Source organism: Bradyrhizobium campsiandrae, from assembly GCF_014529705.1.
Taxonomy (GTDB): Bacteria; Pseudomonadota; Alphaproteobacteria; order Rhizobiales; family Xanthobacteraceae; genus Bradyrhizobium; species Bradyrhizobium campsiandrae.
Map to the genome: position 1 here is coordinate 1 of NZ_JAANIH010000275.1, position 386 is coordinate 386.

1 protein-coding gene is annotated in these 386 nt (G+C 61.1%); it reads left to right on the plus strand.

Features of this window, described 5'->3' with window-relative positions:
* Nucleotides 1-198 precede the first annotated feature (198 nt).
* On the plus strand, nt 199-386 hold a 188-nt coding region (locus G8O24_RS47410; protein WP_210324926.1), incomplete at its 3' end, for a hypothetical protein.

Here is a 386-nt window from a genome sequence, read left to right on the forward strand (position 1 = left end):
TCCCAGGCTGAACCCTCCAAGGCTCAATTTAGCCTTGGAATCCTCACGGTCGGACAACAACAGGGCAAGTCCGTTCGACAGCCACCACACGCTCGCCCCGAGGCAGCCACATAAGGCTCTACCCTTTACCGGCGCACAATTTAGGTTATTCTCTAAACCAACGACGGCAGACCAAAGCACCACGGGAAGGAGCGCTCCATGCTCGCCTGGGTCATTCTTGCCGACCAAGTCGACAGTCGACGCCACAACGACGAGGTCCCCCATCTCCTCACTGCCCTGACCTCCCCCGGGTTGCTGGTGAGCCCCACGGGTTACACGGTCGGCACCCCACAATGGGTCCTCCCCCCAGAGCGGACCTCTGGTGACGAAGTCCAGGCGCTCACCAC